This window comes from Exiguobacterium sp. s194 (assembly GCF_018618275.1).
Lineage (GTDB): Bacteria > Bacillota > Bacilli > Exiguobacteriales > Exiguobacteriaceae > Exiguobacterium > Exiguobacterium chiriqhucha.
Genome location: NZ_JACSLT010000005.1, coordinates 62,650 through 87,976 on the forward strand (window position 1 = coordinate 62,650; position 25,327 = coordinate 87,976).

Annotated in this window: 23 protein-coding genes; 16 read left to right on the top strand and 7 right to left on the bottom strand. The window is 53.3% G+C overall.

The features are described from left to right. Window position 1: 1 nt before the first annotated feature. Both KNP85_RS07370 and KNP85_RS07375 read left to right on the top strand, forming a co-directional pair. Window positions 2-1,756: an ABC transporter transmembrane domain-containing protein gene (locus KNP85_RS07370; protein WP_029595352.1), complete on the top strand. Its 1,755-nt coding sequence runs from the start codon at window positions 2-4 to the stop codon at window positions 1,754-1,756. Beyond that, on the top strand, window positions 1,746-3,509 hold the full coding sequence (locus KNP85_RS07375) for an ABC transporter ATP-binding protein (RefSeq protein ID WP_021067582.1): 1,764 nt from the start codon (window positions 1,746-1,748) through the stop codon (window positions 3,507-3,509). The genes KNP85_RS07370 and KNP85_RS07375 overlap by 11 nt, the downstream gene beginning before the upstream one ends. Window positions 3,510-3,590: 81 nt before the next feature. On the opposite strand, the gene KNP85_RS07380 is transcribed toward KNP85_RS07375, so the two are convergent. Beyond that, window positions 3,591-3,773: an aspartyl-phosphate phosphatase Spo0E family protein gene (locus KNP85_RS07380; RefSeq protein ID WP_214756575.1), complete on the bottom strand. Its 183-nt coding sequence runs from the start codon at window positions 3,771-3,773 to the stop codon at window positions 3,591-3,593. A 192-nt stretch (window positions 3,774-3,965) separates the two neighbouring features. Between KNP85_RS07380 and KNP85_RS07385 the strand changes: the two genes are divergently transcribed. Then, window positions 3,966-4,664, top strand: coding sequence for a cytochrome c biogenesis CcdA family protein (locus KNP85_RS07385; RefSeq protein WP_021067580.1), 699 nt, complete (start codon window positions 3,966-3,968; stop codon window positions 4,662-4,664). Between the two features lie 19 nt (window positions 4,665-4,683). Further along, window positions 4,684-5,136 (top strand): CcdC family protein, encoded by a 453-nt coding sequence (locus KNP85_RS07390; RefSeq protein WP_034797347.1) that lies wholly within the window; start codon window positions 4,684-4,686, stop codon window positions 5,134-5,136. Window positions 5,137-5,170: 34 nt separating this feature from the next. Here the strand turns inward: KNP85_RS07390 and KNP85_RS07395 are convergent, their stop codons facing one another. The 3 genes from KNP85_RS07395 to KNP85_RS07405 form a co-directional block, all read right to left on the bottom strand. Continuing rightward, a complete protein-coding gene (locus tag KNP85_RS07395; RefSeq protein ID WP_131471210.1) occupies window positions 5,171-6,733 on the bottom strand; it encodes a solute symporter family protein in 1,563 nt (520 codons plus the stop codon). Beyond that, window positions 6,730-7,062, bottom strand: a complete 333-nt coding sequence (locus KNP85_RS07400; protein ID WP_021067577.1) for a DUF485 domain-containing protein — start codon at window positions 7,060-7,062, stop codon at window positions 6,730-6,732. Before KNP85_RS07400 ends, KNP85_RS07395 begins: the two co-directional genes overlap by 4 nt. A gap of 311 nt (window positions 7,063-7,373) precedes the next feature. Next, window positions 7,374-7,805 (bottom strand): DUF2621 domain-containing protein, encoded by a 432-nt coding sequence (locus tag KNP85_RS07405; RefSeq protein ID WP_021067576.1) that lies wholly within the window; start codon window positions 7,803-7,805, stop codon window positions 7,374-7,376. 193 nt (window positions 7,806-7,998) lie between these two features. Between KNP85_RS07405 and KNP85_RS07410 the strand changes: the two genes are divergently transcribed. The 12 genes from KNP85_RS07410 (at window position 7,999) to KNP85_RS07465 (ending at window position 22,366) form a co-directional block, all read left to right on the top strand. Then, window positions 7,999-9,594, top strand: coding sequence for a peptide chain release factor 3 (locus tag KNP85_RS07410; RefSeq protein WP_214802514.1), 1,596 nt, complete (start codon window positions 7,999-8,001; stop codon window positions 9,592-9,594). A 197-nt stretch (window positions 9,595-9,791) separates the two neighbouring features. Further along, on the top strand, window positions 9,792-12,506 hold the full coding sequence (gene acnA, locus KNP85_RS07415; protein WP_029595358.1) for an aconitate hydratase AcnA: 2,715 nt from the start codon (window positions 9,792-9,794) through the stop codon (window positions 12,504-12,506). A gap of 107 nt (window positions 12,507-12,613) precedes the next feature. Continuing rightward, complete coding sequence (locus KNP85_RS07420; RefSeq protein ID WP_214714777.1) at window positions 12,614-13,102, top strand: DUF3939 domain-containing protein; 489 nt, start codon at window positions 12,614-12,616, stop codon at window positions 13,100-13,102. A gap of 126 nt (window positions 13,103-13,228) precedes the next feature. Beyond that, on the top strand, window positions 13,229-14,797 hold the full coding sequence (locus KNP85_RS07425; protein ID WP_058763800.1) for a BCCT family transporter: 1,569 nt from the start codon (window positions 13,229-13,231) through the stop codon (window positions 14,795-14,797). A 102-nt stretch (window positions 14,798-14,899) separates the two neighbouring features. Beyond that, window positions 14,900-15,583, top strand: a complete 684-nt coding sequence (locus KNP85_RS07430) for a hypothetical protein (protein WP_214714779.1) — start codon at window positions 14,900-14,902, stop codon at window positions 15,581-15,583. Window positions 15,584-15,640: 57 nt separating this feature from the next. Further along, on the top strand, window positions 15,641-17,902 hold the full coding sequence (locus tag KNP85_RS07435) for an AAA family ATPase (protein WP_214802516.1): 2,262 nt from the start codon (window positions 15,641-15,643) through the stop codon (window positions 17,900-17,902). A 30-nt stretch (window positions 17,903-17,932) separates the two neighbouring features. Beyond that, complete coding sequence (locus tag KNP85_RS07440; RefSeq protein WP_021067569.1) at window positions 17,933-18,352, top strand: acyl-CoA thioesterase; 420 nt, start codon at window positions 17,933-17,935, stop codon at window positions 18,350-18,352. A 75-nt stretch (window positions 18,353-18,427) separates the two neighbouring features. Continuing rightward, window positions 18,428-19,342: a M15 family metallopeptidase gene (locus KNP85_RS07445; protein ID WP_214802518.1), complete on the top strand. Its 915-nt coding sequence runs from the start codon at window positions 18,428-18,430 to the stop codon at window positions 19,340-19,342. Window positions 19,343-19,353: 11 nt separating this feature from the next. Then, window positions 19,354-19,968 carry a glycerol-3-phosphate 1-O-acyltransferase PlsY gene (gene plsY / locus KNP85_RS07450; protein WP_021067567.1) on the top strand — a complete coding sequence of 205 codons (615 nt, stop codon included), beginning with the start codon at window positions 19,354-19,356 and terminating at the stop codon, window positions 19,966-19,968. 240 nt (window positions 19,969-20,208) lie between these two features. Continuing rightward, window positions 20,209-20,979: a DeoR/GlpR family DNA-binding transcription regulator gene (locus KNP85_RS07455; RefSeq protein ID WP_021067566.1), complete on the top strand. Its 771-nt coding sequence runs from the start codon at window positions 20,209-20,211 to the stop codon at window positions 20,977-20,979. 14 nt (window positions 20,980-20,993) lie between these two features. Then, a complete protein-coding gene (locus KNP85_RS07460; protein ID WP_021067565.1) occupies window positions 20,994-21,656 on the top strand; it encodes a copper homeostasis protein CutC in 663 nt (220 codons plus the stop codon). Window positions 21,657-21,715: 59 nt separating this feature from the next. Further along, window positions 21,716-22,366, top strand: a complete 651-nt coding sequence (locus KNP85_RS07465) for a DUF975 family protein (RefSeq protein WP_214714797.1) — start codon at window positions 21,716-21,718, stop codon at window positions 22,364-22,366. A 15-nt stretch (window positions 22,367-22,381) separates the two neighbouring features. On the opposite strand, the gene KNP85_RS07470 is transcribed toward KNP85_RS07465, so the two are convergent. Genes KNP85_RS07470 through KNP85_RS07480 form a run of 3 tightly spaced genes read right to left on the bottom strand, consistent with a single transcriptional unit; the run spans window position 22,382 to window position 25,264 of the window. Beyond that, window positions 22,382-22,615, bottom strand: a complete 234-nt coding sequence (locus KNP85_RS07470; protein ID WP_021067563.1) for a DUF2188 domain-containing protein — start codon at window positions 22,613-22,615, stop codon at window positions 22,382-22,384. A gap of 46 nt (window positions 22,616-22,661) precedes the next feature. Then, entirely contained in the window at window positions 22,662-23,534 is an 873-nt protein-coding gene (locus KNP85_RS07475; RefSeq protein WP_029595365.1) for an NAD(P)-dependent oxidoreductase, read from the bottom strand. Continuing rightward, on the bottom strand, window positions 23,531-25,264 hold the full coding sequence (locus tag KNP85_RS07480; RefSeq protein ID WP_214714799.1) for an ABC transporter ATP-binding protein: 1,734 nt from the start codon (window positions 25,262-25,264) through the stop codon (window positions 23,531-23,533). The genes KNP85_RS07475 and KNP85_RS07480 overlap by 4 nt, the downstream gene beginning before the upstream one ends. Between the last annotated feature and the right edge of the window lie 63 nt (window positions 25,265-25,327).

Consider the following 25,327-nt stretch of genomic DNA (forward strand, 5'->3'; position numbering starts at 1 on the left):
GATTCGTGTATTCAAACAATTGGCTTGGTTCTTCAAGCTCGAATGGCGGACGTATGCGCTCGGTATCGTCCTACTCATGTTCGTTGCGGCGCTCGAACTCGTGCCGCCACGCATCATCGGCCGAATCGTCGATGAGATCAACCGAGAATCGCTCGAAACAGATTTATTGTGGATGTTGCTCGGCGGGCTCGCGGCCGTCGGCATCGGAAACTATGTGGCCCGCTTCTTCTGGCGGTACTTCATCTTTGGGGCTTCAATTCGGCTCGGTCGGATGTTGCGGAGTCAGCTCTATCGCCATTTCACTGATTTAGATCAACGTTTTTATAAGAAGTCGCGGGTCGGGGATTTGATGGCTCATGCGACGAACGATGTCCAAGCCGTCTCGACGACGGCGGGTGCGGGGATTTTGACGCTCGTCGACAGCATTACCATGGGGACGTTCGTCATCATCACGATGGTGACGACGATTAGTTGGAAGTTGACGGTCGTAGCGCTGTTGCCGCTGCCAATCATGGTCGCGTTAACGACACGATACGGCAAACTATTACATAATCGGTTCGGGGTCGCTCAGGCGGCGTTCTCCGAACTGAATGACAAAGTCCAAGAGAGCGTCAGCGGTGTTCGGGTATTGAAATCGGCCGGAGAAGTCGGCCGCGACGTCGACTCGTTCGAGAAGTTATCCGACGAGGTCATGGCGAAGAACGTCCGCGTCGCCAAAATCGATGCCCTATACGACCCGACCATCTTCGGAATCGTCGGCCTCTCGTATATCCTATCGATTGGCTATGGGGCCTATTTGATTGAACAAGGCGAGCTGACAATCGGTCAAATCGTCAGTTTCACGGCGTATCTCAGTTTGCTCACTTGGCCGATGCTCGCGTTCGGCTGGCTGTTCAATATCGTCGAACGCGGTCGTGCGTCTTATGACCGAATCGAGCGAATGCTCGCCGTCAAACCTGAGATTCAAGATGACCCGATGGCGGCGACGAAACTTGCCCATTCGGAGATTGAGGCAGACATTCATGCTTTCCGCTATGATGAGACACCCGTCTTACAAGACGTGTCGTTCCGGATCGAACGCGGGCGCACGCTCGGAATTGTCGGACGGACAGGCTCCGGTAAAACGACAATCGTTCGGCTGTTGACGCGGGAGTATGACGTCCATGACGGCACGATTAAAATCGGGGGCATCAATATCCGACAGGTGAAAAAGTCACTTCTGCTCGACAAGGTCGCCGTCGTCCCGCAAGACCACTTCTTGTTCAGCGACTCGATTGCAAACAATATCGCGTTCGGCAAACCGGAAGCGAAACTTGACGAGATTATGGAGGCGGCTAAAATCGCCGAAGTGCATGATGACATCATGCGGTTACCAGAAGGTTATGCCACGCTTGTAGGCGAACGGGGAGTCACGCTATCGGGCGGCCAAAAACAACGGATCTCGATTGCGCGTGCGCTCATGATTGAGGCGGACGTATTGATTCTAGACGATGCCCTCTCCGCCGTCGATGCAAAGACGGAAGAAGCGATTATCGAGCATTTCCGGGCCGGGAATCCCGATCAATCTCGGTTGATTGTCGCGCACCGACTGTCCGCAGTCGAGCACGCCGACGAGATTCTCGTTCTCGAAGACGGTCGTATCATCCAACGGGGCCGGCATCAGGACTTGATTCGCGAACCGGGATGGTACAAAGATACGTATGATCGTCAACAGCTCGAAGCAATCGTAGAAGGGGGTGGCCACCATGAAGCATGACGTTCAGGAATGGGCGGTCATCAAACGTCTATTGGCGTATACGAATCGTTACTCACGCCCACTCAGTCTCGCATTCGTCTTCTTGTTGCTCGCCACCGGTGCGAAGCTCGCGGGACCGTTTTTAATCAAGGTCTTTATTGATGAGTTCGTGACGCCAGGCGTCTATCCGACGAACTGGGTCGTCACATTACTCGTCGTTTATTTGGTCTTGCATGTGTCGGCGATCATCTTCGACTATTTACAGTCGATTTCATTCCAAAAGATTGCCTTGAAAATCGTTCAAAACATTCGGATGGATATTTTCCGTCACGTCATGGGCATGCGACTCGCCTATTTCGACCGGACGCCAGCAGGCGTACTCGTCTCGCGGATTACGAACGACACCGAGGCGGTCAAGGAGCTGTACGTCGGGGTGATGAGCACGTTCGTCCAATCGGCCGTGCAGCTGCTCGGGACATACGTGTTCCTTTATATCCTCGAACCGACGCTCGCAACGATGGGGCTTGTGCTCGTGCCATTGTTCTGGCTCATCATCTGGGTGTATCGTCGCTACTCGACGAAGTACTTCGCCCAAGTACGAGATCTGCTGTCACAATTGAACGGACAGTTGAATGAGTCGATTAACGGGATGGGAATCGTTCAACAGTTCCGTCAAGAAGAGCGGCTTGTCCGCCAATTCGAAGAGACGAACGAGGCCCACCAAGAAGCACGTTATCGGAACTTGAAGCTCGACAGTATGTTATTGCGACCGATCATCGAATTGTTGCTCGCCTTCTCCATCATCGGGCTGCTCGGCTATTACGGCGTCTTGTCAACGACCGAGCAAGTACAAGTCGGGGTCGTCTACGCCTTTATCAGCTATATCGAACGAATCTTCCGTCCCGTGCTCGATATCATGCAACGATTGAGTGAATTTCAACAGGCGGTCGTTTCGGCGGACCGAGTCTTCAAAGTCTTGGACACGGATGAACCGGCCCCAGGTAAGAGCTTAGAGGGAACGGCTGAAATTGGCTCCGGGGAAGTGCGTTTCGAGAACGTCACGTTCAGCTATGACGGGGAAGTCGACGTATTGAAACATATCTCGTTCGTCGCCAAGCCGGGCGAGACGGTCGCCCTCGTCGGTCATACTGGGAGCGGGAAGAGTTCAATCATCAACTTGTTGACTCGGTTCTATCCGTATCAATCAGGACAAATCACGATTGATGGGCATCCCATTGAGCAGTTCGAGGAAGCCGAGCTTCGAGCCAAAGTCGGCCTTGTGCTCCAGGACCCGTTTTTGTTCACGGGGACGATTGAGGACAACTTAAAACTATTTAACCCGACAATCGACTCGGACAAAGTCCGGGAAGCGGCTGAGTTCGTCCAAGCCCATACGTTCGTCGAGAAACTCGAGGCCGGCTACGGGCATACGGTCGGTGAACGGGGGGCGACGTTCTCGAGCGGGGAACGGCAATTGCTCGCGTTCGCCCGGACGGTCGCCCGGGATCCGAAAATCTTGATTTTGGATGAGGCGACGAGTTCGATTGATACTGAGACCGAGGAGCGCGTTCAACTCGCCCTCGAGCGGATGAGACGTGGTCGGACGACGATTGCCATCGCACACCGACTCTCGACAATTCAAGATGCCGACTTGATACTCGTCCTCCATCGTGGTGAAATCGTCGAACGAGGTAATCATCAATCGTTATTGAAACAAGACGGGCTCTACAAAAAGATGTATGAACTTCAATCAGGCCAACGTCTGATGTCATAAATTACAAAAAAAGACGCCAATATCGGCGTCTTTTTTCCATGGAAAAGGCTCTCCGCAAATGAGATGCGGAGAGCCGTTCATTTAAAAAGTTAGGTGTTCTGAAGCATGTATAGCCAGGACGTGACGTGTGATCAGCTTGTCTAACTCTTGGCTGACGTGAATCACTTCAGGAGACGTCCAACTGTGCTGCGAAGCGATTTCGTACAGTTCATCGCGTTTCTGTTCAATGGCAAAATGTAAGTTTTCAGCTGTGATGACCGCCACGGTGTTTCCCCCATCATTATAAAGTCAAAAGTGTTACTTAGGAATATCCAAATCTTAGCATCTAACACTACTGTTTACAAGTTTCATTTCCATTTCAAAGATTACAATTTCTATCAAACAATCGTTGCAGAAAAAGATGCGAGCATTTTGAAAAGGTTTTCGCTATAATGGGGCTGAAAGGTGGAAGATCGCATGGAAGTTACCCTTTGGCTCGCATTTGGGGCGGGCGTCTTGTCATTTTTGTCTCCGTGCACGCTACCGTTGTATCCAGTCTTTTTATCGTATATCACTGGGGTCTCTGTCTCTGATTTGAAGAGCGAAGGACTGCGGCAGCGCACGGCATGGTTTCATACGTTCTCATTCCTCTTCGGTTTCTCTATCGTCTTTCTCGTGCTCGGTTTGTCGACCTCGCTGATTGCCGACGTGTTCATTCAATACAAAGATAGTTTGCGCATGTTCGGTGCCATCCTTATCTTCGTATTTGGTGTCTTCTTGGCAGGTCTCTGGCAACCACGTTTTATGATGCGCGAGAAAAAACTCGCATTAGGAGAGCGCAAGAGCGGCTATTTTGGGACGGCACTCATCGGAATCGGATTCGCAGCAGGGTGGACACCTTGTACCGGACCGATTCTTGCTGGCGTCATCGCCCTCGCGGCGTCGAACCCGAGTCAGGGAATGGGCTATATGTTGGCGTACGTCATCGGCTTTGCCATCCCATTCCTCGTTATGGCCGGTTTTGTCGGCAAAATCAAGTACTTGGCACGCAATAGCGCCAAGGTAGCAAGATTCGGAGGCTATTTGATGATGGCTTTCGGCGTCGTATTATATTTTGATGGAATGAACCGCTTCGCTGCTTGGATGAGCGAATTAGTAGGATTCACCGGATTTTAAAGGGGTTGACCGAATGTCGATATTTTGGGGATCGACCCTCGTCGCACTGATGATGGGCTTGATTGCGAGCTTCGTTCGCGTCAAAGCGTCAGCACGTCCGACGAATGCGAAAAAGATTTTGATTCCGCCGCTGGCGATGTCGACGGGCATGTTACAATTTCTCGTCCCGGCGTTTCGGCTGACTTGGCTCGAGGTCGGAGAGGCGCTGATCGTGGGATTGATTTTCAGCGTGTTCCTCATCAAGACGTCGAATTTCGAGAAACGTGACGGAGAGGTGTACTTGTCCCGTTCGAAAGCGTTCTTTATCGTCGTGTTTGTCTTATTGGCCATCCGGACGGTTATGAAGGCGTTTCTCGGGGACGAGGTAAACATATTCGCGACGGGCGGCCTGTTCTATTTGATCGCCTGGGGCATGATTGTCCCGTGGCGCATCGCCATGTATCAAAAGTACAAACAAATCGTAGCATCATAAACGGCGTCCCTTGCGAGGGACGCCGTTTTGTCGATTAAGAAGATTTTTTGGTCAGGGCTGCCTCGGTCTCGGCATCGATTCCGGTGTTGGCCTTGACGAGAATCCGTTCGAAGTTTCCGGCGACTTCATCTGACTTCGTCACGTACGTCCCGACGATAGCGGCGAGGAAACCGAGCGGGATCGACACGATGCCCGGATTCGTGAGCGGGAACAGAGCCTCACCGATAAAGATGGCGGAACCGTCCGGCGCCCATACGTTCGGGCTGATGGCGACGAGGAAGAGTGACGAGAACAAGCCGACAATCATGCCGAACACGGCTCCTCCGGTGTTAAACCGTCTCCAGTAAATCGTGAACAAGATGACCGGCAAGTTCGCACTGGCGGCCACGGCGAAAGCGAGCGAGACGAGGAAAGCGACGTTCATCGACTGTGCGAAAAACGCGAGTCCCATCGAGACGAGGGCGACAGCGATCGAAGCGATGCGGGCAGCCGTGACTTGTTCTTTCTCAGTCGCTTCCCCCTTACGGACGATATGTCCATAGAAGTCGTGGGCGAATGCCGAGGCGGCCGAAAGGACGAGGCCGGCGACGACGGCAAGGATCGTGGCAAATGCAATCGCCGCGACAAAGGCGAACAACAAGTCGCCGCCGAGCACTTGGGCCAGGAGCGGTGCGGCCATGTTGCCGGCCGGGTTGGCGGCGATAATGGCATCCGAGCCGACGAATGCGGCAGCCCCGAATCCGAGGAAGATTGTCAATATGTAGAACGCACCGATGATCCATGTCGCATAGACGACCGATTGGCGTGCTGTCGGTGCATCTTTGACCGTGAAGAAACGGATAAGGATGTGGGGCAGCCCCGCCGTCCCGAGGACGAGTGCCAAGTTGAGCGAGATCGTGTCGAGCGGGAGCTTGAACTTGTTGCCCGGGTTCAAGAAACTGTCGCCGAGCGGCGTCGCCTTGCTCACTTCCGAGAACATGGTGAAGACAGAGAAGTCAAAGCGAGCGAACACGAGAAACGAGATGATGGCGGTCCCGATCATCAATAGCACAGCTTTCGTGATCTGTACCCATGACGTCGCGGTCATCCCTCCGAAGACGACGTACACCGTCATCAAAATCCCGACGACGACGACACTCGTCGTGTATGGGATGCCGAGCAATAACTCGATGAGCGCGCCGGCCCCGACGAGCTGGGCGATCATATAGAAAATCGAGATGACGATGGCGTTCATGGCGGCGACACCGCGCACGCGCGGTTTGTTGAATCGAGCCGCAATCATATCGGCCATCGTATACTTGCCAAGGTTACGGAGCGGCTCGGCCACGAGGTAGAGCACAACGAGATAAGCCACCAAGAAGCCGATTGAATAGAAGAAACCGTCAAATCCGGCGAGGGCAATCATCCCGGCAATCCCGAGGAAAGAAGCTGCCGACATATAGTCCCCAGCGATGGCGAGCCCATTTTGGAAACCGGTCAACCCTCCATCGGCCGTATAAAAGTCGCTCGCGGTCTTCGTTTTACGAGCGGCGAAGAACGTGATGACGAGCGTGAGCCCGACAATCGCGAGGAATAATAAAATAGCGGTCCAGTTCATCGGTCGTCCTCCTCTTGTTTGATGGCGGTGACGAGTTCGTCAAACCGACGGGCCCGGCGGCTGTACATCACACAGAACGTCCAGGTCATAAAGAATTGGGCGAAGGCGAGCACCCAGGCCCATGTGATGTCTCCGGCGACCGGGATATTCAAAAAGGTGAAGTAACTTGTCGAGATTGGCAACGTGAAGTAGAAGATAAGGGAGAAGATGATGGATGGAACAATGAACCGATTCTTTTCTCGCATCAGTTTGTGAAACGTCTGGCTCTCGACAATCGCTTCGGCGGAGCGGGTACTGTCGGTTTGCGTGACATGTGTGACATCATGCATATAAAAACCTCCTTCGGCATCAAGATACGTACATTATAGAAATGTAAATAAAGGAAAAGCTATCCATTTTTTATTGCGGAAAACGAAATTGTTATACTAATATTGGTCATACCACTTTAATGTAAGCGTTTCCAATATTGTCTATATTATGAACATTATCTTTAGATAGTTATCACTCGTGAAAAGGGTACTTTTGACCTATTAGTCGTATGGCACAATTTCGTAAGCAGGAGACATAATCAGTCGGCTACGATGAGTCGACATCAAGGGGTGAACAAAAAGACGCCAGGCACATGTCCTGACGTCTCGTCTCATTGTTGGAAGTAATGTTGATACACTTTCCAGTCGATTTGCTCTTCTTCAAGTGCCTTCTTTAAGAACTTATGGTCCCGCTTCGGTGTTGCGGCGATATAGCCTTTGACGACGAGCTCGGTCGTCATTTCACGTGCCCGGGTCTCGAGGGCGAATTGTCCAATCTTACCGGCGATCTTGCGGATGGCGACGTCGCGGAACAGCTCTGGTACCGGCGTGACGAGGCGGTCGAGCAACGTTCGCGTCTCCGGCGTCCATAAGTGGCGTGTCTTGTCGATGTAGTCATCCTCGATGTCGAGGAGTGAGCGTCCGTCTTCTTTTGGCATTCGTTTCAAAAATTTACGGAACATAAAGTAACCGCCGATCGACATTAACCCGATCATCACGAATCCCCAGAAGACAATGAAATACATCATCAAGTTTTCTGGCATCGTCTTTCCCCCGTTCTGTCATTTCACGATCATTCAAGCTAAGTATACAAAAAAGGGGCGCGATACAAAAGCTACAGCTATCCGTTCCCTACTATAAAGATGGACGAAACGGGCCGGTTTCGTTAGAATAGATAGCGTTGCAGTGAGCAAGACATCGTATAAATCGTATTGTCCAGAAAGGAAAGAGCCATACATGAATCAATTAAAACAAGAAGTTGAGAAGCGTCGTATTTTCGGCATCATCTCGCACCCGGATGCAGGTAAGACGACGCTGACGGAGAAGTTGCTCCTCCACGGAGGCGCCATCCGGGAGGCGGGGACGGTCAAAGCCCGCAAAAATTCCAAGCATGCCAAGTCGGACTGGATGGAAATCGAGAAACAACGTGGGATCTCGGTCACCTCGTCGGTCATGCAGTTCGTCTATCAAGATAAGGTCGTCTCAATCATGGACACGCCCGGACACAACGATTTCGGGGAAGACACGTACCGTGTGTTGACGTCGGTCGATAGCGCCGTCATGGTCATCGATGCGGCCAAAGGGATTGAGACGCAGACGAAGAAATTGTTCCAAGTCTGTCGGATGCGGGGGATTCCAATCTTCACGTTCATGAACAAATTGGACCGCCAAGCGAAAGACCCGCTCGAACTCATGGAAGAGCTCGAAGAAGTGCTCGGCATGCCTTCGGTCGCCGTCACGTGGCCGATCGGGAGCGGGATGCAGTTCGAAGGGGTGTACGACCGCCTGAAGAACGAAGTCCACTTGTTCCGGGGTGAGAAAGGGACGCTCACGTTGAACGAGGACGGCGTCAATGACCCGATTCTCGCCGATTATTTAACGGAAGAGAACTTGACGAACCTTCGAGATGAAATCGATCTTCTCGACGGTGCCGGCAATGAAATCGAAGTCGATGCGATTCAGCACGGGAAATTGACTCCGGTCTTTTTCGGGACGGCCCTCGTCGACTTCGGCGTGACATCGTTCTTGAACCACTATCTCGCCATGTCACCGGCCCCTGAGGCCCGTAAGTCGAATGTCGGTCCAATCGACCCGACGTCAGAAGACTTCAGCGGCTTCGTCTTCAAGATTCAAGCGAACATGAACCCGGCCCACCGTGACCGCATCGCCTTCGTCCGCATCTGTTCGGGCGTGTTCGAGCGCGGCATGGACGTCACACTCACGCGGACAGGGAAGAAAATCAAATTGAGTCAATCGACGCAGCTCATGGCCAACGACCGGGAAACGGTCGATCAGGCGTTCGCTGGAGACGTGATCGGGATTTACGATTCGGGGACATACCAAATCGGCGACACGATCACGACGTCGAAACAGAAAATCGCGTTTGAGGCGTTGCCGACGTTCCCGCCTGAACTGTTCATGCGCGTCTCGCCAATCAACTCGCTCAAGTCGAAGCATTTCCACAAAGGTGTGGAGCAGCTCGCCCAAGAGGGAGCGATTCAAGTGTATCGCAACGAATACAACGAGATTTATCTCGGTGCGGTCGGTCAACTCCAATTCGAAGTGTTCGAGTATCGCTTGAACAACGAATACGGCGTCGACATCCGTATGGAGCCGGTCTCGTACAGCGTCGCACGTTGGGTGAAGGACAAGGAATTGAAGACGCTCAAGCCGTTTCAGGACTCACGCAACATGCTCGTGACGGATCGTTGGGAGCGTCCTGTGTTCTTGTTCGCTAACGAGTTCACGTTCGATCGCTTCAAAGAACGGTATGAAGATGAGCTCACGCTCGTCGACGCCCTCGACGTCAACGTCGAGATTGGCGCAGAATAATGATTGAAGACGGCTCTTGTCCAAGGGCCGTCTTTTCATGTTTCAGTGAGTCTGACGCTATTGATAAGTTTTACTTATGACTAATTTGTGACGGAATGTATTTTACGTCACGCTATAGTTGTATTATGATAAACATGTGATAAGTAAGCGATTACGGCACGTGCCGGCATCGCCGCTTTCAAAAAGGGGGATATCGTATGGAACAGACGAACGTATTAGACGCTTTCAAATCTCGGACGCAGTTCGAGGTCAATGGACAAGCGTACGATTATTACCGGCTTAAAAAGCTTGAAGAAGAAGGGGTGACGGAACTTAGTCGACTTCCGTACTCGATTCGCGTATTGCTCGAATCTGTGCTTCGCCAACAGGATGGCCGTGCCATCACGAAAGAACATGTCGAGAACTTGGCTAAATGGGGTACTGCCGAAGTTTCGAAAGACATCGATGTTCCGTTCAAACCGGCTCGTGTCGTCCTTCAGGACTTTACGGGTGTACCGACGGTCGTTGACCTCGCCTCACTTCGCAAGGCGATGGCTGACCTTGGTGGAGACCCGAACAAAATCAATCCTGAAATCCCGGTTGACCTCGTCGTCGACCACTCGGTCCAAGTCGATGCGTACGGTTTTGCCGGCGCACTCATGAAAAACATGGACATCGAGTTCGAGCGTAACGAAGAGCGCTACAAGTTCTTGCGTTGGGCCCAGACGGCGTTCGACAACTATCGCGCCGTTCCGCCTGCGACAGGAATCGTTCACCAAGTCAACTTGGAGTACTTGGCGTCGGTCGTCCTCGAGAAGAATGACGGAACGGGCAATGTCGTCTATCCAGACTCGCTCGTCGGAACGGACTCGCACACGACGATGATCAACGGTCTCGGCGTCCTCGGTTGGGGTGTCGGTGGAATCGAAGCCGAGGCGAGCATGCTCGGACAACCGTCTTATTTCCCGGTACCAGACGTCGTCGGCGTCAAAATCATCGGTGAAGTCAATCCGGGTGTCACGGCGACAGACGTCGCGCTCGTCGTCACAGAAATGCTCCGTAACGAGAAAGTCGTCGGCAAGTTCGTCGAGTTCTTCGGTCCATCGCTTCACACGATGCCGCTCTCAGACCGGGCAACGATTGCCAACATGGCGCCTGAGTATGGTGCGACTTGTGGCTTCTTCCCAGTCGATACAGAGACGCTCAACTATATGCGCACGACAGGTCGCCCAGAAGAATTGATCGACCTCGTCGAAGCCTACTCGAAAGCGAATGACTTGTTCTACACACCAGATCAAGCGGACCCGTCGTTCACGAAGACGCTCACGCTCGACTTGTCGAAAGTACAACCGTCGCTTGCTGGACCGAAACGTCCACAAGACCGAATCAACTTATCAGACCTTCAGACAGCGTTCGTCGATAGCGTGACGGCACCAGCCGGACACAGCGGCTTCGGTCTTGAAAAATCCGAGCTTGAGAAGAAAGCAGCTATCAACTATGCAGACGGCTCTGTCGACATGCGCACGGGTGACGTGGCGATCGCAGCGATCACAAGCTGTACGAACACATCAAACCCATACGTCATGGTCGGAGCAGGTCTCGTCGCGAAGAAAGCTGTCGAACGCGGTCTCACGGTTCCAAAATTCGTGAAGACGTCGCTCGCACCGGGCTCGAAAGTCGTTACCGACTACCTCGACAAAGCCGGTCTCACGCCATACCTCGACCAACTCGGTTTCAACACCGTTGGGTACGGATGTACGACATGTATCGGAAACTCGGGTCCACTCGACCGCGAAGTCGAAGAAGCGATCACATCGAACGATTTGCTCGTCTCATCGGTCCTCTCGGGGAACCGTAACTTCGAAGGCCGCGTCCATCCGCTCGTCAAAGCGAACTTCTTGGCGTCACCGCCACTCGTCGTCGCTTACGCACTCGCTGGATCGGTCAACTTCGACATCATGAACGAGTCGTTCGGAACAGACAAAGATGGCAACGAGGTCTTCTTCAAAGACATCTGGCCATCAAACGATGAGATTAAGATGGTTGTTCAAGATGTCGTCTCGCCGGAAGCGTTCCGGAAAGAGTACGACACGGTGTTCACAGGGAATGAGCGTTGGAATGCCCTCGACGTGCCAGAAGGCAACTTGTATGACTTCTCGGACGATTCGACGTATATCCAAAACCCACCGTTCTTCGAAAACCTCGAGCCAGAAGCGGGAGAAGTACATGCGTTGAACGGACTCCGCGTCATCGGGAAGTTTGCTGATTCGGTCACGACCGATCACATCTCACCAGCTGGAGCATTCTCGAAAACGACACCAGCCGGCCAATACCTTCAATCGAAAGGTGTCGCACCGCTCGACTTCAACTCGTATGGCTCACGCCGCGGGAACCACGAAGTCATGATGCGCGGTACGTTCGCGAACATCCGTATCCGTAACCAAGTCGCACCTGGCACTGAAGGCGGCTTCACGACGTACTGGCCGACTGGCGAAATCATGCCGATGTACGATGCAGCCATGAAGTACAAAGAGCAAGGCACAGGCCTTGTCGTCTTCGCTGGAAACGACTACGGTATGGGCTCGTCACGTGACTGGGCAGCCAAAGGGACGAATTTGCTCGGCATCCGTGCCGTCATCGCGCAAAGCTTCGAACGGATTCACCGCTCGAACCTCGTCATGATGGGCGTATTGCCACTTCAGTTCATGGACGGGGAGTCAGCTGACTCACTCGGACTCACAGGCGAAGAAGCGATCGACATCCAAGTCGACGAGTCAGTCCGCCCACGTGATATCCTGAACGTCAAAGCAACACACGAGAACGGCACAGTGACCGAGTTCAAAGTCATCGCGCGCTTCGATTCAGAAGTCGAAATCGATTATTACCGTCACGGTGGCATCTTGCAGATGGTTCTCCGCAACAAATTGAAATAAGCAACATAGCCTTCCTTTGCAAAAAGGAAGGTTTTTTTTGTGAATATGCGAATAAAAGGTGAGAGGATGACTCATATCGGGAAGAGAATGGGGAGAGGGGGGAGTGTATGGAACGACAGACGAAATCAGGTAAAAACTGGTGGCAACGGCTGACGCAAAAAGAGGAAGTGCCGGAGGAAGAGTTTGACCTCACGCTTCCGCAGCTGCGCGAAGCCATCCATGAATATGAACAGACGTTACCGAAAGGCGTCAATCGTACGGTCTTGCTCGACGAGACGCAAGAAATCGATTTGGCTCGACTGAAAAAACACTTGCCCGGTAAACCGAGACAGCGGTTCTATATGTCAAAAGAGACGTTTCATATCGTCCCCGAGGACGAACGAGAATTGGTTTATGAGATGGATCAAGTGCAACGGGCGCTCGATTTATACTTTGAACAAGAAAAAAAAATACCGTTTCGAAAATTTCAACAGACACTGCAATTGGATTTGACTCGATTACGTGAAGGCGGCTACTTGAAAGTACTGCCGAAACGGCCCTATTACGTCGTTGACGAGACGTTAATCGTGTCCTTGGAACCGAAACCGCCAGAGTGACGACACGCCATCGTCACTTTTTTTGACATGGTCGTCCGAGCACGTCGCGGGGTTGAGTCTGGTTTACAAACTATGTTACGGTGGAAAACGTATATGAAAATAAGAAAATTGAATAGGAGTGAGATTATGGAAAGGAAAAGCCAAGTGACGACCGTTTTTCTCGTTTCAGCCATCATTACGGTCTTATTCACGATCTGGGGTGTCATCCCAGAGAGCGTCCTCGGTAACGCCAGTCTCTTGAACGTGACGACGAAACTGCAGGGCTGGCTCTCGAACGGCTTTGGCTGGTTTTATTTACTCAGTGCGACTGGAATTCTACTCGTCGCCATCTTTTTAATCTTCTCGAGGTTCGGGTCAATTCGACTCGGGAAAGACACGGATCGTCCTGAATTCGGGTATCTGTCATGGTTCGCCATGTTGTTCAGCGCCGGGATGGGGATCGGACTCGTCTTCTGGGGAGCAGCCGAACCGCTATCACATTTTCACGCGCCGCCATTCGACTCGGGTACACCTGAGGGCGATGCCCGTACGGCGATGCAATATTCGTTTTTCCACTGGGGCTTGCACCCATGGGCGATTTACGCGATGATCGCGCTCGCCATCGCTTACTCAACGTTCCGGAAAGGGCGTCCGGCGACGATCGGGGAGACCATCGGCTCACTCGTCAAAGACCGCTACGAAATACGGGTCAAACGGACGGTCGATGTGTTGGCCATCATCGCGACCGCGTTCGGTGTGGCGACTTCGCTCGGCTTCGGGGCCCAGCAAATTGCCGGCGGGATTCACTTCTTGATTCCGAACGTACCAAACGCGTTCTCGACCCAATTGATTATCATCGCCGTCGTAACGGTACTCTATATGATCAGTGCATCGACGGGACTCGAGAAAGGGATTCGTATTTTAAGTAATACGAACATCTTTCTCGCCATCGTTCTCTTGATCGCAACGCTCATGGTCGGACCGAGTGCATTCATCCTCGATTTGTTCACGCAGACGATCGGGACATATTTGCAACAGTTACCGTCGATGAGTTTCCGGACGGCAGCGTTTGAGCCGGTGGAACGCGAATGGATTAACGGATGGACGATTTTCTATTGGGCTTGGTGGATTTCATGGTCACCGTTCGTCGGGACGTTCATCGCTCGTGTCTCGAAAGGACGTACGATTCGTGAATTCATCATCGGGATTCTACTCGTGCCGACCTCGTTCGGTCTGCTCTGGTTCTCCGTCTTTGGCGGTGCGGCCATCTGGGCTGATTTGAACGGTGGGGCAAACTTGATTGCAACGGTTAACGAGATTGGCACGGAAGTCGGTCTGTTCGCCTTGTTCGAGACGTTTGGTGGGTTTGGCACGATCCTTAGTGTCGTCGCCATTTTCTTAGTCTCTGTCTTCTTCATCACGTCAGCGGACTCGGCAACATACGTGCTCGGCATGTTGTCGACGAACGGAAAACTCGTGCCGCCGATGAGAATCAAGCTCATCTGGGGTCTCATTCAGTCATCGATTGCCGCCGTGCTCTTATACGTCGGTGGACTTGGAGCGCTACAAGCGGTCGCCATCCTGGTCGCTTTCCCGTTCATCTTCGTGTTAATTTTGATGATTGTCGCCTTGTTCAAAGATTTGTCTGATGAACCAGACGAACGGGACAAGTATATTGAAGCGTATAAGCAGGAAGAAGAAGATAAGCTCGGATAAAAGGAAAGGGTCTCGGTTGAGGCCCTTTTTTGGTTGTAAATGTTTTGCAGGACCCTCTCGCTAGTGTAGGATAGTAAGTGAAGAAGATTGGGAGGGCATTCTATGAAACAACATGTTAAAAAGCGATTGAGTTGGGTGATTTTTGCGGGAATCCTCATTGTCGGCGCCCTGCTCGCCTATAACTTTTACTCGATCATGAACTTGAATGACGACGAGGGCCGCGTCAACCGGGCCGAACCGTTTTATACATCCGTCGTAATCGGCTATGAAGAGAAAAAATTGCCGGAAAACGGCGAGACGTTGGAAGTTCGTGAATATGAAGTGACATACGATGAGGACGGTCACTTCGTGTCCGAGGTCGTGGAGGGCCCTAACGTTGGTGCCCGGGCCGAGTGGGACGGAACCGTTTATCGTGAGTTCAACCCGGACGGCGAGGAGACAAACAGTCAAGAGACGAGCTCCGGTGCTGTGGCTCCGCACCCATTCTTGTCGCGCGCGACGAATGAACAGATTCGTAAATGGCTCGACGATGGGACGCTCGGTTCGAGCGAAGGTGATGTCGATATCATCGGACGGACCGCGCAAGCGTTCGTCAAGAAAGAGTCACCTGAAGCTGTCCCGGCAGAATGGGTCGAAAAGTACCCAGCGATATTCAGTGAAGACGACAATGAAGAAGCGGTCACGTATTACGTCGACGCGAACGAGCGAATCTTGCTCGCTGCCGAATCACGAAACAACGGGAAGTTGTTCCATTCGATTCGGATGACTTCTTTTGAATCACGATAATCCGGCGAGGAGCAGACTAAAACGTCGGCTCCTTTGTCGTCTAAAAAGGAGAATACTATGAAACAGATCACCTTGGATCAAGTGCAATCGGACTTGACGGCGTGGGAAGCGGGTGGACGCATCGAGGAAGCGGCGCTATTGTCTTACGCCCATTGGTCGCGCGCGACCGGCCACCGTCAAGAGTTGATTCGCACCTTGACCCTCCTCGCAACGAAACGGTTCGAAGCGCGTCAGAACATCGACCCGTTATTACATCGTTGGGTCAAGGAATTGGAGTCACTCAACGCATTACCGCCAGCGCTCCGCGTCAGTCAATTATACGAAGTCTTGCGACGTCATAAACAACATTTGCACGTCGAATGGCCGAAATTACGTGAGGCGGATTACGCGTCGATGAAAGTCCAAATTTTAACCGAATACGAAGCGAAGACGTCGGAACTGCTCGAGCAACTTGAACAGCTTCACGACGAGATTGACCGTGCCAAATCCGACCTTCGGGACTCGGAATTCAAAGGACAGCTCGAGCGGTTATTCCTTGTCGTCATCGAGGCGATGCAAGAAGTGGCCGCACTCGAAGATGACACGGCCTCGCTCTTGGCATCGATGCAAGGCAATTACTTCAGCCGTGAGGCGTTCCACCGTTTCGGTGAGCGGGTCGGGCTCGTCAAACAGCGACTCGCCATGATCGTCGAACATTTGCCGGAACAGACGGAACAAGTTCGGTCGAGCGCGATTGAATCACTCGAGGCGATGATCGGGCTCACGGACGTGAAGCAACGTGTCAAAGCGTGGTACCGCTTCCTCTTGTTCCAAAAAGAACGGGAGAAGGCAGGCTTCTCGTCCAAACACCAACCTTCGCTCCATCTCGTGTTCACGGGAAACCCAGGCACCGGTAAGACGACGCTCGCGCGTCTCATGGCCGAGATATATTTTGAGCTCGGTCTACTCGCTCGTCCCGACGTCGTCGAGGCGGATCGGTCGAGTCTCGTCGGCGCGTTCGTCGGACAGACGGAAGAGCAAGTCATGAACAAAGTGAAAGAAGCCGAGGGCGGAGTCCTGTTCATCGATGAGGCGTATGCGCTCAAACGTCAGGATGCGAGCGGGAGTGACTATGGGCAGGCAGCCATCGATACGCTCGTCGCCGCGATGACGAGTGGCGAGTACGCCGGGAAATTCGTTGTCATCCTCGCCGGTTATCCGGAAGAGATGCGTCACTTTCTATTGGCCAATCCGGGACTACGTTCGCGTTTCCCAGAATCAAACCATTACGAGTTGCCGAACTACAGTGATGACGAACTCGTCGCCATCGGCGAGAAAGTGGCCGCGGAGAACAATTACGTCCTGACGGTTGAGGCGAAGCGCGCCTTGATTGCGCGGATCGACCGGGAACGGGTTGACGCCACGTTCGGGAACGCGCGCACGGTGCATAATATTTTGCTCGACGCCATGTTCAAAAAAGGGTCCCGCTTCGGTGCCGATGCCCCGCTCGACGAGATGGCCCTGTTGACGGAGCTCGATTTCGAGATGGATGCGACCGAGGACACGTCAGCCCCGACGCTCGACGACTTGGTCGGGATGGAAGAGGCGAAACGTCAACTACGTGAAATCGAGGCGCTCGTCACGATTCAAAAACGGCGCCGCGAACTTGGATTGAAGACGGCTCCGGTCCAACTTCATGCCGCACTCGTCGGCAACAGCGGAACAGGGAAGACGACGTTCGCTCACCTTTATGCCCAACTGTTGAAGAAGACCGGTTACTTGAAACGCGGACACTTAAAAGTCGTCAGCCGAGCCGATCTCGTCAGCGGTTATGTCGGTCAGACGGCACAAAAGACGAAGGCTGCCATCCGCGATGCGCTCGGCGGAGTGTTGTTGATTGACGAGGCTTATAGTTTGAACGGCGGACCAAACGATTACGGTCGTGAAGCAATCGATACGCTCGTCGACGAGATGCCGAAGCACGGGGACAACCTCGTCGTCGTCATGGCGGGATACGAGGCGCCGATGCGGCGATTGATCGAGTCGAATCCTGGACTGAGTAGTCGGATTAAGCGCACCATCCAGTTCGAGGATTACTCGACCGACCAACTCGTCGAGATTGCCAAGACGTATGCCGGAAAATTTGGCTATACGTATGACGAGACGGTAGAGCAAGCGCTTAAAGAGCGATTGTCTGGTATCGACCGGCCAAACGCGAGGACGGCGCTGTCGTTGATTGATGAAGCCATTGCGAGACAGTCATACCGTTTGATTGAAGGACAGGCTGAAACTGACGACTTGAATCATATTTTAGTAGTAGATATTAAGACCAAGTTATAATATAATGACCTTGAAAGCGAGGACGATTTAATGCATACGATTCAGATTCCGGTCCGCTACCAAGAGACCGACATGATGGGCATCGTCTATCATGCGAACTATTTAGTGTATCTCGAAATCGCTCGTACTGAATTATTGCGCGAGCTCGGGGTCGAATATAAAGACATGGAACAGGCGGGCTTTGTCTCTCCGGTGACGAACGTCTCGGTCGACTATAAGAAGAGCGTCACATTCGGCGATACGGTCCACGTCCGGGTATGGGTCGACAGCTATTCCAAGATCCGGACCGTCTATGGCTATGAGTTGACCGATCAAGACGGACATCTCGTCGGTTCGGCGAAGACGACCCACGTCGTCGTCAAACAGGGCGACTTCAAGCCGGTCCGTCTCGACCGCGAGTTTCCAGAATGGCATGACATGTATATGCGTGTCATGAGTCCCGTCACATAACAGTGGTTCTTTTGTACCGTCAGTATGGTATCATATCTTGACGGTATTTTTTGTACAAAGAAAGGGGAAGATCGCATGCGAAAACCATCTCTGTTGATGGTATGCTGCGCCTTGACGCTCACATTGGTGGGCTGTACTACAAGCGACCAAAGCAAAACGGAAGAAGCCGAGAACAAACCGGCCGAAACCGAACAACAAACAGAAACTCCGGCCGATGCGCCGAAGGATACAGAAGACGAAGTAGTTGAAGAAGCTCCGGCGTCTGAAGCCGAGCCCCCGGCAGCAGACGAGCCTGCGGAAGAACCGGCAGTAGACGAACCTGAGGCCGAAGAAGCACCTGTTGTGGAAGCACCGCCTGTAGAAGAACCGGTCCAAACGCCGAGCCAGCCGCTCGAACAAAACGGGACGGCGAACGTGAAACTCGATACGCTCATCCTCGTCAATAAACAAATCGCCTTGCCGGCCGGTTACAAACCGACCGACCTCGTGACGGCGAATATCGATTTTGTCGACACGGCGTCCGGGGAGCGGAGAATGCTCCGTAAAGAAGCGGCACAGGCAATCGAAAAATTGATGGCCGGTGCGAAAGCGGCCGGAATCGATTTGAAAGGGACGAGCGCGTTCCGTTCATACGACTATCAAGTGCAATTGTTCAACGCCTATGTCGCCAAAGACGGAAAAGAACAAGCGATGAAGTATTCGGCGCCGCCGGGTCATTCAGAACATCAGACGGGACTCGCCATCGACGTCTCGAGCGCCTCGGTCGGGTATCAATTGACACAGAGCCTTGAGCAGACGAAAGAAGGCAAGTGGTTGGCCGACAATGCCCATACGTATGGGTTCATCGTCCGCTATCAACGCGCCTATGAGGCGGAGACGGGTTATATGTTTGAACCGTGGCACTTACGCTACATCGGGGTGGAGCATGCGACGAACGTTCATAAGACGAACGTCCCGTTTGAACGCTATCTCGAGCAATCCATGAATTAAGGGGAATCGCGATGCCTTATTTGACAGAAATCATCATTATCATCATCAGCTATCTACTCGGTTCAATCCCGTTCGCCCTCCTCGTCGGTAAGCTCGGCTATAAAGTCGATGTCCGCGAGCACGGGAGCGGGAACTTGGGCACGACGAACACGTTTCGCGTGCTTGGGAAGAAAGCGGGTACGATCGTCCTATTAGGGGATATGGGGAAAGGCTTGGTCGCGGCATTATTGCCGCTTCTATTCGGGAGCGAAATGAGTCTGCTCCTCGCTGGGATTCCGGCCATCATCGGCCACTCTTATCCCATCTTCGCCAAATTCAAGGGCGGAAAATCGGTAGCGACGAGCGCGGGGATCCTGCTTGCTGCGTTCCCATGGTTTTTCGTCGTCGTCGTCGGCACGTTCATCGTGACGTTGCTTATTTCAAAGATGGTGTCGCTCTCGTCGATGGCCGCCTCTGTCGTCGGACTCGTGACCGTCGTCGCCTATGGCATCATCGCCAAAGACTGGTTGCCGCTCATCGTCATCGTCCCGCTCGCCTTGTTCATCATTATCAAGCACCGCTCGAACTGGCAACGAATCCGTGCCGGCACGGAACCGAAAGTGCCGCTGTTCCAAAAGCGAAAGTAACGATCGATGACCATCCTGCTCGATATACAGAGAAGGATGGTCATTTTTTCATGTAAAAAACGAGAAGTTGAAACCTCAACCCTCATGATGAGGCTGTCTTTTTGTGGATTTCCGTTGATTTTTGCCGAAAAGTTCGAAAAAAGTGTTGGATTTGCCCGTTCTTTACTTTCTGTTTACGTTAAATTTACATCCGTTCGCTACACTGAAAAAGGAAGCGATATTTGCGGAGGAGGCAGGGAAGTGTCTTTAATTGGAGAAGAACGTAAACAAAAGATTGTTGAATGGATTGAGCGGGAAGGCAAAGTGAAGACGAGCGAGTTGATCGAACGGTTGAACGTCTCGGGGGAGTCGATTCGCCGCTACTTAGAAGAGCTTGAGAAAGAGCATCGCATCAAGCGGGTGTATGGCGGGGCGGTGCTCCATCAGAGCGTCTCGTTCCAACCGATGATGATCTCGAACATGGACGGGATTCGTCGCATCGCCTATACGGCGTTTCAGCTCGTCGAGGATGACATGTTGCTGTATATCGGACACGGCGTCGCCCCAGAGCAAGTCGCGGCCAGACTTCGCGGACGCAATTTGACCGTCGTCACTCCGTCGCTCATGGTCGCCAAGGCGCTCTTTGAGCAACGCGCCAAGGGCGTGTTTACTGGCGATATCCAATTGCTCGGTGGGACGATTGATCCGAAACATCTCGTCACCGTCGGCGAGCACGTCCTGCAGCAACTGAAGGCGTATGTGTTCGATATGGCCATCCTGTCGGTCGAGGGCGTCGATGCCTCACTCGGATTGACGTGTGATGCCCATGGTCTCTCGACCGTGACGCAGGCGGTCCTCGATCAATCGCGTCAATGTTATTTGCTCGCCGACCATACCCAGTTCAATCAACAAAAACGCTATCGGGTCTCCGACTTTTCAAAGGTGACGACCATCATCTCTGATTTTCCGGAACCGACGGATTGGAAGCGCGCCTTGGCGGAGCATGAGGTCGAGTGGCGCTTCGCACCATAAGGAGGAGGGATTTCATGATTGAAGTGATTGTGACGACATTGACCGAAGCCAAAACGGCGGAGCGGTTCGGGGCGGATCGGCTCGAATTGATTGCCGATTTGCCGGCCGGCGGGACGACACCGAGTTTTGGGACGATTCGTAACGTGCTCGAACAGGCTACCATTCCTGTCCACGTCATGATTCGGCCCCATGCGGACTCGTTCGTCTATAACGAGGAAGATGCAGAGACGATTTTGGCGGATATCGGTCTTTGCCGTGAACTCGGGGCCGATGGCATCGTCTTCGGAGCCTTGACGAGCGAAGGGCGTATCGATGAGGCGCTACTCGGAGAAGTGATTAAACATAAAGGCGAGATGGTGCTCACGTTCCATCGGGCCATCGATGACGCGGTCGACTTGATGGACGCAATCACGGTGCTAAACGACTTCCCAGAAGTTGACCACGTCTTGACGTCCGGAGGACAAGCGACGGCACTTGAAGGCATAGACCGATTAAGTGCGATGCATGAGGTGGCGGAGATGAACATCCTCCCGGGTGCCGGCATCACGGCCGACAATGTGGCGCAACTGATCGACCGGCTAGGCGTTGATTTCGTCCATGTCGGAAGCGGGGTACGGACCGAGGGCCGCTTGGATGAGCACAAGTTCAAGGCAATCAAACAACAGATGGCACGCTAAAAACAGTCGGCTGACTGTTTTTTTGCTATAATGAAGAAAACGATACTGTAGGTGAAGTCATGCAATCATCAGTCTATAAACAATTTGCCCTTCGGATGTTGTCCGGCAACTGGGGCATCTCGCTGCTTGCGGTCGTGGCGACGATGCTCGTTCAGGCGGTCATCACGACGCAGCTCGATTTGGAATCGACCGACCCGAGCATCCTGTTCGTGTCAATCGGTCTGCTGTACGGTGCGACCGTCTTGCTCGCCCCTCTCGAACTTGGCCGCAACTGGGTGTTCCTCGATATCGCCAAAGCCGAGAAACCTTCATTCGGGCTCTTGTTCGATGCATTCGGTTCGCTCAAAGATTACATCCGGGCGGTCACGTATTATGCCGTCTTTTATCTCGGGTTGAACGTGCTCATGTTGTTCTTGATCGTCCCGGGCGTCTGGTTCTATTTGACGTATCGGATTGTCCCGTTCGTGCTACGAGACCAACCGGAACTGTCTGCGTTTCAGGCGATGCGAGAAAGCCGGCGTCTCATGCGCGGCCATAAACGGACGATGCTGCGCTTGTATGCGAGTTTCATCGGCTGGTATGTCCTCGTCTTGTTCACGGGCGGATTGGCCTATATTTTCGTACAGCCTTATATCAACACGGCGCTCGCCGGGTTATATGTTGAAATCAAGGTAGCGACAGACGCAAACGAACAACCGGTCGGCTCATGAGCCGACCGGTTGTTTTTATGTTCCGTGCCGATCCGACTTTTGTGGGTCAGGAGCGTCACGAAACTCAGATTTCTCTTCTTTTGAGGCATGTTCATGCCATTTCTTCGCTTGTTCCGTGGCGATTGGAATCGCCTTTTGATCGGAGTAACCTTGGGCGAGCAAGGCGTTGGCGATATCGATGGCTTTCTTTTTGACGAGTGGGTCGAAGTTCTTCAGTGATTCCGGATAGTCTTTCATATTCCATGGCATCTGTAATCGCTCCCTTCTGTACTACTAATTCCACGAGCGGGACGATTCAAACGTCCTGATGCATGTAGTATTCGATGAGCGCCTGCGTCCCGTTCTCGCCGTAGCCGTTCTCTTCGAGGATGGAGTACAGTTTATACGCCAACTCGAGGCTCGGTAGTTTGATGTTCAACTGTTCGGCGCTCTCGAGGGCGAGTTTCATGTCCTTCAGGAAATGCTTGATGAAGAAACCAGGAGCATAGTCCTCGACAATCATCCGGGGAACAAGGTTCTCGAGCGTCCAGCTGCCCGCGGCACCGCCCCGAATCGTCTGGCGCAATTGATCGGGATTGAGCCCGGCCCGTTTCGTGAAGGCGAGCATTTCGGCGTTGCCCATCATGATGCCGGCGATTGCGATCTGATTGGCGAGTTTCCCATATTGGCCGCTTCCGGCATACCCCATCCGTTCAATCGATTGGCCCATCGCCTCGAATAGCGGGCGCGCCTTCGTGAAGGCGTATTCGCCGCCGCCGACGAGAATCGACAACGTCCCGTTCTTGGCACCGACGTCACCGCCCGTGACCGGTGCGTCGAGCGGGAGCAAGCTGCGATCGATTGCGGCATCAGCGATCCGTTCGGCCAGGAGTGGCGAAGACGTCGTCATATCAATGACGAGCGTTCCTGGCTCAGCCGATTGCAAAATCATACCGTCCCCGAAATAAAGACTCTCGACGTCAGACGGATAGCCGACGATGGTGATGACGGCATCGGCGTTTTGACAGACGGCTTCGACCGAATCACACCAACGGACACCTTCCGCCAATAAATCAGCCGCTTTCTCTTTCGTCCGCGTATACGCTTGGACTTCGAATCCCGCCTTCATTAAGTTTCTGACCATCGATTGACCCATCACACCGAGTCCGATAAATCCGACTGTCTTCATAGTTGATTGCCTCCTAAAAGTTGTTGTTTCACGAGTCGTTCATAGAGCACGTTTTCCCGAAGCAACTCTTGATGTGTCCCAAGCCCGCTGATGCCACCGTCCTCGAGCACGACGATTTGATCGGCATGTTGGACGGTCGAGAGCCGATGGGCGATGACGAGTGTCGTCCGTCCTGTCATGAGACGGTCGAGTGCTTCTTGGACGACACGCTCGGATTCCGAGTCAAGGCTTGATGTCGCCTCGTCGAGCAATAAGATTTGCGGGTCACGTAACAGCGCCCGAGCGATGGCGAGCCGTTGGCGCTGTCCACCAGATAGCCGGACGCCGCGCTCGCCGATTTCCGTATCGAGCCCGTCCGGCATCGCCTCGATGAACGACCAGGCGTTGGCCATATCACAGGCGTGACGAATCTCATCCTCGGTCGCGGTCCGGGTCAAGCCGTATAAGATATTTTGCCGCACCGTCCCGGATAAGACGGGCGAATCTTGGGCGACGTAGCCGATGACTTGCCGCCATTCGTTGCGGCCGTAGGTTGAGATGTCCCGGTCCCCGTAATGGATGTGTCCGCTCGACGGAAGGTAGAACTGCTCGACGAGGGCGAACAGTGTCGTCTTGCCGGCACCGCTGCGTCCGACGATGGCTGTCGTGGCACCGAACGGGACAGTGAGGGTCACGTCGTCAATCACGGGTTGGTCGCCATAGCGGAACGTCAGGCCCTCGAACGAGAGCGACGACTGTCGAATCGTCGACGGCTCATCCGTGTACGGTTCCGGCTCGATGGCGAGCAGTTCCGAGATTCGTTCGGTGGCCCCGCGTGCTTTTTGGAGCCGAGTGATAAACTCCGTCATCGTGATGAGCGGCGTGATGATTTGGAACAAGTACAGCATGAACGCGAGCAACGAACCGGTCGACAAGGCACCGGTCGAGACGCGATAAGCCCCGAAGCCAAGAATGGCGATCAGCATCGCCGTCAACGTGACGTTCAAGAGCGGAATCAAAATCGCTTGAATCCGTCCCTCGCGCACACCGAGGCCGAAGAGACGCTCAATGCGTCGTTTTCCTTCTGCGACCTCGACTGATTCGGTCGCTTGTGATTTGACGAGCCGGATCTCTCCGAGCAGTTCGGCGAAAAACCCGGACAAGTCACCGAGCTCATGTTGCGTCGCCTTGGCGATTTTCCGAAGTTTACGCCCGAGTGGGATGACGATAAGAAGTGTCGTCGGCACGGAGAACAAGATGACGAGCGTCATCTGCCAATCGAGCGTGAACAAGATACCAACGGCGCCGATGACCGAAACGAACGACGTCAAGAGACGGACGCTCTGTTCGGACAAGAGCTGCTGCAACGTCGTCGTGTCGTTATTTAACCGTGAGACGAGATCCCCTGATTTGACGCCGTCATAGAACGGGATTGGGAGGGCGACGAGATGCTCCCATAACGTCGTCCGCAAATTGGCGACGACCCGTTGTCCGACGATATGTAGCCAATAAATCGAAATCGCACTCGAGACGACTTGGATGAGAAACGCCGTCACGAAGATGGCGACGAGGCGGGCGTCGAGCGCGGCCTCGCTCCAATTGTCGACGACGCGTTGCAAGATGAGCGGGATGGCGAGTGAAGCCATCGCTTGAAGCAATGAAATCAATACGGCACCGATAAACAGACCTTTCGGTGGTTGAGCGACACGGAACAAGCGCAGAAAGGCTTGCCATGTAGATGTGGACTCCATGATACGTCCCCCTTTCCTATTAACTTTCGCTGTTTCGAAAACAAGTGTCAAGACGTCGAATCG